Raw genomic sequence first — 10,008 nt, 5'->3', positions numbered from 1 at the left:
GTCAATTTAAATTATTGGGTACAGTAGATTTGCATGAAGGACACACTGCTACTGTTGGAACTATGGACAATGATGCTCAAAAACTCGGAAAATTAGAAACTATCGAAGGAAATTTTCCGTCTATCGAAAATGGTATTGCTATAGAGTCTACCTATTTATCACTTATAGACGAAAACTGGGAGCTAGGGGAAAAGAGAAAACTTATTATAAATGGTAAAAGTACAGATGTAACGTTAACTGGTATTATCAAAGATTATTCTGCGAAATGGACAGTTCCTATAGAGGTTGAAAAAGGAATAAATGATTTTCCTAATATAATAATATCTGAAAATAATAGTTTAACAGAAAGTAGTAATACAAGGTTTTTAATTAAGCTAAAAGGGAGCTTGAAAGAAAAAGAACAAAGAGCACCTACTTTTATTGAAGAGAATGGACAAGATGGCTTTACAAACGAGCGGCTATTTTCCTTGGGCTTAATGAATTACGAGCATATTACAATGGTTTCTTTTATCTTTCAGATTTCTATATTAATCACTTCCTTTTTATGTATGTATAGTATTTTTTATTTCTTTTATAATGGACAACAAAAAAAGTTTTCATTACTTGTAGCAATGGGAGCTAAAGAGAAAGATTTATTAAAAATACTCCTTTCGCAAAATGTGTTTATTTTTTTTAGCAGTGTTATTATATCCATACCATTTATACTGCTCTTTCATTATGTAATCATTACTAAAACGTATCAATTTGGTCAATATTCTTTTTCCGACTCTGTTCAGAGTTTTATTCTAGTGTTGATTTATATGTTGATTATATTTTTAATTACCATTTGGAATGCTGTACATGAAATAAAGCGATTAAAAAAACATACAATAAATGAGACCCTAAAGGGCGAGCAAATCCGCCCATATAAAGAACTGAAATTTACCGATCGATTAAATAACTTTACAGTGAAGCAAATTTTTTCTCAAACAATGACCTATCCAAAACAATCATTGTTAATAATACTAACAATAACTTTCTCAATCTTAATAATAATTTTTTCCATCTACGTTGAAAAAGAAACTATTGGTTTATGGGATGATAAACGATATCAATATTATTTAAATTCCCAAGAAATATATAGCTTTGATATAATCGATAATTTAACGGTTCTTACAAAACCCGGATTAACATTCTCGGCGAAGGATGTTGAGGATCTAGAAAATAAATCAGGGATCACTTTTGTTCAAAAGACACCTTTTCTAGTAGATTTACATCCACTAATAAACGAAAAAATCATATCTTTTTCTTTAGAAAGTTGGATTAATCAACAGGAAGAAATACCGTTAACATATGATGGGAAACAGATCATTCCGAATGTTAAATATCTTTTACTGAATCAAAACGAGTTTGTAAAGTATTTTCCAGAAAAGGACTACAAGGAATTTAAGGATAAAGCTATCCTATACATTCCAAGTACGATTGACGATTCTAATGAGGGGTTAGTTGATGAACCGATTACTTTTGTCAGAAGAACACATAATGCAAATGGGAGTTATGAAACGAACAAATGGGATTACAAAATTTCAGATGTGTATAATGGCCCATTCACCATTGAATTAGATGATACATATCAAATAGAAGAAGATAATTTAGTTATTCTACTGGATGAGCAAACCGCAATAGATAATGGGATTTTTCAAGGATACAATGAGCTTGATATTTATCTGGATGAAAAAATCACTTCTGAAAAGATAGAAGACATAGAAGCAAGTATTCATAAACTGAACGCTATAACGCCAGGAAGTCTGTACCAAAATATTCCGTTAGATTTCTCAAACAGATCAAGAATTTCTGTCTTTATTGGTGTATTGGGTAAGTTAGCTTTTGCCACATCAGTGATTCTATCTATCTTAAGCATTACAGTGGTAGTATATAGTAAATATCACCTCAAAAAGAAAGAATGGGGAATATACCTTTCAATGGGTATGAAGAAAAAAGATGTCTATTTTTTACTTTATTATGAAATGATACTTTATTTTATCATTGCAAGCTTATTAGCACTTTGTATATTTTCCTATACTATTTTGTTAACTCACACAGAGTATTCACTCATGTATTACTTAAACTATTTTTCTTTAACCGCGATATTCATTTTTTTCCTTATTTCTGTCGCAATGGCTGTGATAATTGCTTTAATAAGAAAACAGTCCATTTTTTCACTATTAAGAGAGAATGAATAAGTCCATTCCAAGTTTGTGTAGCGAACAAAGCACGGTTCCCCACATTTGGAGAGGTACCATTCGTTTAGTACAAATTTTTCTCATTACAAATCATAGAAAAACAAGTACTGATTTAACCTCCAACAGTACTTCCATGTGTGAGAGCTAGACGAAGATCATCAAAGTCACTTCTAAAACATTAAAATTGAGCAGGCATTATACTTTGTGTGCCTGCTCATTTTTTATTTCTCTTAAATAATTGTATATTGTATATCGTGAAACCTTCATTTTTTCAGCAATAATCGGAATGCTTTTATGGATTGAAAAAGCCCCTTTATCTTGTAAATATCGAATCATTTCTACCCGTTCTCTTTTTCTCATAAATGGAATTGGTTTTCCAATATGATTTACCGCATTATTATAAAACTCATCTAACTTTTGCTCTAAGTTCTCATCTTTTTCACTAGCTGCAATTTCAATACTATCACCTACGCGAGTAAAATCATTTACTAAGTTTTGAATCATGAGAACATTTGTGTAATCAAAATTCACGCCAAGTGCAAAATGATAATCTTCCCCTTTAGCATGAAATGTAGAGCATTTTAATAAATGATTATTTTTGGAAATCCCGTTTAAATTAACTAGATCTACACCTTTATACAGCTCATCAATGTCTCTTGTTCCTAATAAATCCAGCTTATCCCCTACTTCACGTTCTGTAACATGACTGTTCGTTATATATAGGATAGAAGATTCACTATTTTCCAAGTCATGTATAACGACCTCACAGTTACTCCCAAACATTACAGAAATCCCATCAGCAATTCTTTTTAAAAAATCTAACATCTCTTCTCTTCCCATGAATTTTCCCCCACATAACATTCAATTAAACAAAAATCTTCAATCTAAATAAAAGATTCAGTCTATTTAATTAGCATTATTATACATAATAACCTATAATAATACAACAACATATCGAAAATTGTCGATTAAAAATAAAACTTGGATGAATTCATCTCCAAGTTTTACACGAAATAACATTTATTAATTTTTCATTTTTGGATCAAGGGCGTCTCTTAATCCATCACCTATTAAGTTAAAGCCTAAAACAACTAACATAATCGATACCCCCGGAGCAATTAATGTCCATGGAGCCAGTTGGATAAAATCCCTTGAATCAGCTAACATTTTCCCCCATTCCGGTGTCGGAGGTTGAGCCCCTAGACCCAAGAACCCAAGTGCTGCCGCTTCTAAGATTGCTGTACCAAAGCCCAATGTTGTTTGGACAATGATTGGGGCTAAACTATTTGGTAAAATGTGATGGAAAATGATGCGGCCATTTTTCAGTCCTTGCGCTTTAGCCGCCAACACAAATTCTTCCTCACGTAAACTTATTACTTTAGAACGGACAAGTCTTCCAAAAATCGGTATATTAATTATAGCTATTGCAATTAACGCATTTTGCAAAGATGCACCTAAAATTGCAACGATAGCTATCGCAAGTAATATACTTGGAAAAGCAAGTAAAATATCAAATATTCTTGAAATAATCATATCAATCCAACGACCAAAATAACCTGCAATCACACCTAATAGCGTTCCAAAGACAAGTGCCCCCGAAACTGCAAAAAAACCAACTTGAAGTGAGATCCTAGCACCAAATGCAATTCTAGTAAATATATCTCTACCGACATCATCTGTTCCTAACCAGTGATCAGAAGAGGGTGGCTTTAATCGATTAACTAATACTTGTTCTTCATATCCATATGGGGTAAGCCAAGGAGCCAATATTCCCAATATAATGAAGAAGATAATAATGATAAACCCAGCTATAGCGAAATTATTTTTACGTAGTTGCCTATATGTATCACGCCACGGTGATGTCGCCTTTGGTTCTTCCTCTTCCGGGAATTCTACGGGGTCAGATAATGCTTCATCAATCTTTTCTTCACTTCTCATATTATCAGCCCCTTCTAATATTTTATCCTTGGATCAATATACGTATAAAGTAAATCAACAATTAAATTTATAAAAACGAATATTATTGCAACGACTAAAATACCTGATTGAATTACGGGATAATCCCGGAAATTAATCGCTTCAAATATATAACGTCCTATGCCAGGCCAACTAAATATCGTTTCTGTAAGAATTGCCCCACCTAATAAGACACCTGTTTGAAGACCAATAACTGTCAGTACCGGAATCATTGCATTTTTTAATGCATGTTTATAGATGATTAAAAACTGGCCAGACCCCTTCGCCCTTACAGTTCTTATATAATCAGAATTCATTACTTCTAACATACTTGAACGTGTCATTCTGGCGATAATTGCCATTGGGATCGTTCCTAAAGCAATACTCGGTAACACTAAATGTTTAAGTGTTGTAACCAGTTTTGCAAAATCCATCTTAATCATCGTATCAATAACATAAAAATAGGTTATCGCTTCAACAGGATCCCGGCTGTTTTGCCTTCCGTTTGCAGGAAACCATCCTAACTCTTGCGCAAACACCCATTGCTGCATTAAAGCTAGCCAAAAAACGGGAATGGACACACCGACAAGTGCGATAAACATTGCTAAAAAGTCAAACCAAGAGTTTTGTTTCCATGCACTAATAATCCCTGCATTTACCCCTACAAACACTGCAAATAACATTGCAAAAAACGTTAATTCAAATGTTGCTGCAATATATGGCCATATTTCTTTAGCAATTGCAGTTTTTGTTTTTAACGATGTTCCTAAGTCACCTTGCAAGAGCCCTTTAAGGTAAATAAAATATTGTACAAAATATGGTTCGTTTAATCCCATACTATCTTCTAATTCCTTAATTGCTGCTTCTGTTGCGCCCTGTCCTAAAATTACTTGAGCGGGATTCCCTGGAATTAAATGAACGATAGAGAATGTAACTAAAGTCATTCCAAGTAAAACGGGAATTAACATTAGTAAACGCCGCATCGTATATGAGAGCATCTTTTCACCTCAATTCATATGCAAAGAGAATTATAAAAAGTCCCTTTCGTTAGTTAAATGTTTTTGACCACTCGCAGTTGAAGTATACTGCGACATAACTTCGGATAGTAATTATTCCACAGCTACGGAAATACACTTCGTTTCTGCAAGCACGACGTCCTACCTTCAAAGCGGAAGATAACGATTTCCTTAAAGTGACCGTACTTATTGTATTGTTCTTAGAAGGGTAACGATTAGAACTTTATTGTGCCCGTTCTCCTTGGACTCTCGCTAAAACGAGAACGATTAGAACTTTATTGTGCCCGTTCTCCTTGGATTCTCGCTATAACGGGAACGATTAGCCTCTATATGCCCGTGTTATATGTTTTTAGTGTCACAGTTTATGGTTTTTGTGTTAAAAACACTTTTTTTAAAAATAGCTTTAATAAAGAGTTAGGGTAGTAGAATTTGCTACTACCCTAATCTTTTTACTCTATGTCCACTTCTTCTAATGATTCACTAGTAGATGGATGTGGGACGTAATTTTTCACCTTATTTGATGATGCCATAACCGGAGTAGAATGTACTAATGGAACCATCGGCACATCTTCAGCGATAATAGCTTGAGCCTCTTTGTACATTTCAGCACGTTTATCTTGGTCAATTTCTACCTTTGCGTCATTTAAAAGTTTGTCAACTTCTTCATTTTGATAAAATTCGCGGTTACTGTCTCCAATCAAATCACCATGCAATAGACTACTAATAAAATAGTCTGGATCCCCATTTGTACCTGACCAACCTAGCATATAAATTTGATGTTCTCCATTCATCGTCTTTTCTAAGTATGGAGCCCACTCTTCGCGAACTATATTAACCGTAACACCGATTTCTGCAAGGTTGTTTTGAATAATTTCTGCTGTTGTTTCAGGATCTGGCATATACGGTCTTGCAACAGGCATTGTCCATAAGTCAATTTCTAGTCCGTCTGCATATCCAGCCTCAGATAATAACTCTTTCGCCTTGTCAACATCGTACTGATAACCTTCTACGTCGTCGTTATAACCTAAATAGCTAGGCGGTAATGGGTTTTTTGCAACCGTACCGTAGCCTGCATATAGTGCCTCTACAATTGCTTCACGGTCAATTGCATGGCTAATCGCCTGTCTTAATAACTCGTTATCAAGCGGTTCTTTTTGCACGTTGAATCCAACATATCCAAAGTTGTTTTCAGCGCGACTATATAAAATTAAATCATCGTCTGATTCAACCCCTGCTGCGTCATCTGGATTTAACCCATCCATAATGTCAATATCACCTGATCTTAATGCAATTAATCTTGCAGCATTATCAGGTATTACTTCAAAAATAACTTTATCTAACTTTGGTAACCCTTCCTTCCAGTAGTCTTCATTCTTTTCTAATACGATAGAATCATTTTTTGTCCAACTAACAAATTTGAATGGTCCAGTTCCCACTGGATTTTCATTAATTTCCGGTCCGTATTCTTCTAATGCAGCCGGAGATGTAATTGCAAAGTAAGACATACCCATATTTTGTAAGAAGAACCCTAAAGGTTTATTAAGATGAAACTCCACCGTATAATCGTCAACTACTTTTACTTCGTCAACAACATGTCCTTCATCACCTTTATGCCCGCCAAACATTGTACCATACATAAAATATACGTATTCATGATCAGCAAACGCATATTCATGTTCCGGATCTGCAAAACGGTCAAAGTTGATTTTAACCGCTTCCGCATTAAAATCCGTTCCATCATGGAATTTAACTCCTTCTTCTAGATAGAAAGTATACGTCAGTCCATCATCAGAAACTTCCCAATCATGGGCAAGTCCTGGCTCTAATTCAAATGATTCTGCTTCAAATGTAAGTAACGTTTCTAAAACTTGCTGAGTTACCCGGGAAGACTCTCCATCTGATGTACTGCCAGGGTCTAAACTCTCAGAGTCCCCACCTCTAGCAAATATTAATGTCTTTTCCCCATCACTATCCCCTGCTTCCTCGCCACTCTCATCAGTTGTTTCAGAACTACCTGATGAATCAGCATCCGACTCTTCATCTCCTCCGCCACCGCATGCTCCTAAAATAAGAACGAGCGAGACCAGGAGCATCAACAAAAATGAGCCTCTCAATTTCATTGATTTTCCCCCTTATTAGATTTTTGCAAATGCCTTGCTTCACTAATTGGCATTTGCTATATAAGATAAATCATTCTTTGCTTAGTCATATAAATGACAAGCTACAAAATGATGATCTTCCACTTCAGCAAAAACTGGTTTTTCTATTTTACAAATATCCAGTGCTTTCGGACATCGTGTATGGAATACACAGCCTTTTGGTGGATTTGCCGGATTAGGTACATCTCCTTCAAGAATGATCCTCTCTTTTTTAATGTCAGGATCAAGCGAGGGTACTGCAGACAATAATGCCTGTGTATATGGATGTTTCGGATCTTCATAAAGTTTTTCTTTATCAGTTAATTCCACCAAATTTCCGAGGTACATAACGCCAACTCGATCACTTATATGCTTAACCACACTTAGGTCATGGGCAATAAATATGTAAGTTAAATTAAAATTATCGCGAAGTTCATTCATTAAATTTAATATTTGTGACTGAACAGAAACATCCAATGCCGATACAGGCTCATCACAGATAATAAGTTTCGGATTATTTGCCAAAGCTCTGGCAATTCCTATTCGCTGTCTTTGTCCACCACTAAATTGATGTGGATAACGGTAGGCATGATACGAACTAAGACCTACAACTTCTAACAATTCATGCACTCTTTCTTTACGCTTTTCATCAGACTTTAATCCATGTACTAATAAAGGTTCTGAAATAATTTTCTCTACTGTATGCCTTGGATTAAGTGATGCATAAGGATCTTGGAAGATCATTTGCATATCCCGTCTTAATTTACGCATTTCCTCATCACTTAATTTCGTAATATCATGATCTTCAAACTTAACTGTACCTTCCGTCGGTTCTATTAGACGTAAAATTGCTTTTCCTGTAGTTGACTTTCCACAGCCAGATTCGCCGACAATTCCTAGTATTTCACCTTCCATGACGGTAAAAGAAATATCATTTACTGCTTTTACTTTTCCGATTGTTCTTCCAAATACTCCGCCTTTAATATCGAAGTGTTTTTTTAACCCGCTAACTTCCAATAGTGGCTTTGCCATTTTTTGCTTTCTCTCCTTTTAGCTCTTCGTGTAAAAAACACCTACTTAAGCGGTTATTTTCTAATGGATATAATTCTGGATTTTCTTTCACACATCTACCGAATACAAATTCACATCTAGGGGCAAAACGACACCCAGTTCTCCCCATTTTCGGTCTAGGAACAGTCCCATTTATGGAATATAGTTTTTGATTTTTTTCATCCAACCGTGGTAATGATCGGATAAGGCCTTTTGTATAAGGATGTTCAGGATTTTTCAGCACATCTCTTACCGTTCCTTCTTCAACCACTTGACCGGCATACATGACGATAACCCGGTCACACATTTCCGCGACAACACCGAGATCGTGAGTAATTAATAGGATAGCGGTATTTTTATCTGCATTTAACTTACGCATTAAATCTAATATTTGCGCTTGAATCGTAACATCTAAGGCGGTTGTCGGTTCATCCGCAATGAGCAACTCGGGTTCACAGGCCATCGCCATCGCAATCATAACCCGTTGTCTCATCCCTCCGGACAATTGATGTGGGTACTCATTGATCACTTCTTCTGCCCTTGGTAAACCAACTAATTTTAATAGATTAATAGATTTTTGATGTGCTTCTTTCTTACTTACTTTCTCATGAATTCGAATCGACTCTCTTAATTGATTTCCGATCGTAAAGAGTGGATTAAGTGAAGTCATCGGTTCCTGAAAAATCATTGCTATTTCTTTTCCACGGATTTTTTTCATTCTTTTGTTGTTTACATTTACTAAATTTTCTCCTTTAAAGTCAATGCTACCGCTTACAATTTTGCCAGGAGGATCAGGGACTAATTGCATAATTGATAAAGAAGTAACACTTTTTCCACAGCCAGACTCTCCAACAATTCCGACAATTTCACCTTTATTGATATGTAAACTAACACCATCGACGGCTGGTATTTCTCCATCATCTGTAAAAAAATGCGTGCGCAACTCATTTATATTTAATATTGTTTCTGTCATTCCTTTATCCCCCATTGTTCGCTATATTATTTATATCTGGGAAGCGGTTAAAAATAATAAATCATTTATAGTAATAAAAGCTTACGTTAACAGTAGTTCGAGTATGACAAAATATTAAAATTAGCTTGAAGCGTTAATTCCTTAGAAACTCCAGTTGTTATAGAATTTAGCACACTATGCCACATATTTCAATATTTTGTTTAAATTTTTCATTGATTCAAACAAAAGGTAAATCTAAAAACAGACAAATCTTTGCTTAACACATAAAAAAAGCCAGTGATCAGCTGGCTTTTCATCATGGGTTGGGAATTATCTTTCCAAGACTTGGCTAGATAGTATCATTATATTAGATGCCAGAAAAATGGTAGCGATATTTATACTAAGATAGCCGCACATTTTCTTTTATATTCGTGATAGTTCACTCATTTTTATCAAAAATAGACTATAAAACAACCTATAAACTATCCCCCACATATAGTGATACTGTAATTACAAAAATAATAAAGGAGCTGTTTTGTTGTGGGTTGTCAAAGAGAGCGATTTGATCATGACGGGCGTAATGATCAGTGTATTAGGGATATAGTTAGAAGGATTTTAGAGGCACAACGTGAGGCTGTTGATGAATGTGTCACAAGTTGTGAAAATTCTATCGA

General features: G+C 35.0%; 8 protein-coding genes. 2 read left to right on the top strand and 6 right to left on the bottom strand.

Translation table 11 applies throughout. The features are described 5' to 3' along the window. Positions 1 to 2,222 (top strand): FtsX-like permease family protein (locus ACPYKA_RS14375; protein WP_479542925.1); only part of this gene is annotated, 2,222 nt, incomplete at its 5' end. Between the two features lie 195 nt (positions 2,223 to 2,417). Here the strand turns inward: ACPYKA_RS14375 and ACPYKA_RS14370 are convergent. From ACPYKA_RS14370 to ACPYKA_RS14345, 6 genes are all read right to left on the bottom strand, one after another. Next, positions 2,418 to 3,062, bottom strand: coding sequence for a helix-turn-helix transcriptional regulator (locus ACPYKA_RS14370; protein ID WP_479542924.1), 645 nt, complete (start codon positions 3,060 to 3,062; stop codon positions 2,418 to 2,420). A gap of 183 nt (positions 3,063 to 3,245) precedes the next feature. Next, positions 3,246 to 4,160: an ABC transporter permease gene (locus tag ACPYKA_RS14365; RefSeq protein ID WP_479542923.1), complete on the bottom strand. Its 915-nt coding sequence runs from the start codon at positions 4,158 to 4,160 to the stop codon at positions 3,246 to 3,248. A 14-nt stretch (positions 4,161 to 4,174) separates the two neighbouring features. Continuing rightward, entirely contained in the window at positions 4,175 to 5,176 is a 1,002-nt protein-coding gene (locus ACPYKA_RS14360; protein ID WP_479542922.1) for an ABC transporter permease, read from the bottom strand. 467 nt (positions 5,177 to 5,643) lie between these two features. After that, positions 5,644 to 7,314, bottom strand: a complete 1,671-nt coding sequence (locus tag ACPYKA_RS14355; RefSeq protein WP_479542921.1) for an ABC transporter substrate-binding protein — start codon at positions 7,312 to 7,314, stop codon at positions 5,644 to 5,646. A gap of 81 nt (positions 7,315 to 7,395) precedes the next feature. Beyond that, positions 7,396 to 8,364 (bottom strand): ABC transporter ATP-binding protein, encoded by a 969-nt coding sequence (locus ACPYKA_RS14350; RefSeq protein ID WP_479542920.1) that lies wholly within the window; start codon positions 8,362 to 8,364, stop codon positions 7,396 to 7,398. After that, entirely contained in the window at positions 8,339 to 9,355 is a 1,017-nt protein-coding gene (locus ACPYKA_RS14345; protein ID WP_479542919.1) for an ABC transporter ATP-binding protein, read from the bottom strand. The genes ACPYKA_RS14350 and ACPYKA_RS14345 overlap by 26 nt, the downstream gene beginning before the upstream one ends. A 519-nt stretch (positions 9,356 to 9,874) precedes the next feature. Here ACPYKA_RS14345 and ACPYKA_RS14340 point away from each other — a divergent pair. After that, positions 9,875 to 10,008, top strand: a 134-nt coding sequence (locus ACPYKA_RS14340; RefSeq protein ID WP_479542926.1) for a CotY/CotZ family spore coat protein, incomplete at its 3' end; no start/stop codon positions are given.

The organism is Pseudogracilibacillus amylolyticus (SeqCode), assembly GCF_051918545.1.
Lineage (GTDB): Bacteria > Bacillota > Bacilli > Bacillales > Amphibacillaceae > Pseudogracilibacillus.
Note: the sequence above shows the minus strand (reverse complement) of the source record. Positions and strands in the feature narration are given on the sequence as shown.

What these genes read in the sequence shown, in the direction of transcription:
- ACPYKA_RS14370 (WP_479542924.1), bottom strand. Translation starts at nt 3,062, where the DNA reads ATGGGAAGAGAAGAGATGTTAGATTTTTTAAAAAGAATTGCTGATGGG.
- ACPYKA_RS14365 (WP_479542923.1), bottom strand. Translation starts at nt 4,160, where the DNA reads ATGAGAAGTGAAGAAAAGATTGATGAAGCATTATCTGACCCCGTAGAA.
- ACPYKA_RS14360 (WP_479542922.1), bottom strand. Translation starts at nt 5,176, where the DNA reads ATGCTCTCATATACGATGCGGCGTTTACTAATGTTAATTCCCGTTTTA.
- ACPYKA_RS14355 (WP_479542921.1), bottom strand. Translation starts at nt 7,314, where the DNA reads ATGAAATTGAGAGGCTCATTTTTGTTGATGCTCCTGGTCTCGCTCGTT.
- ACPYKA_RS14350 (WP_479542920.1), bottom strand. Translation starts at nt 8,364, where the DNA reads ATGGCAAAGCCACTATTGGAAGTTAGCGGGTTAAAAAAACACTTCGAT.
- ACPYKA_RS14345 (WP_479542919.1), bottom strand. Translation starts at nt 9,355, where the DNA reads ATGACAGAAACAATATTAAATATAAATGAGTTGCGCACGCATTTTTTT.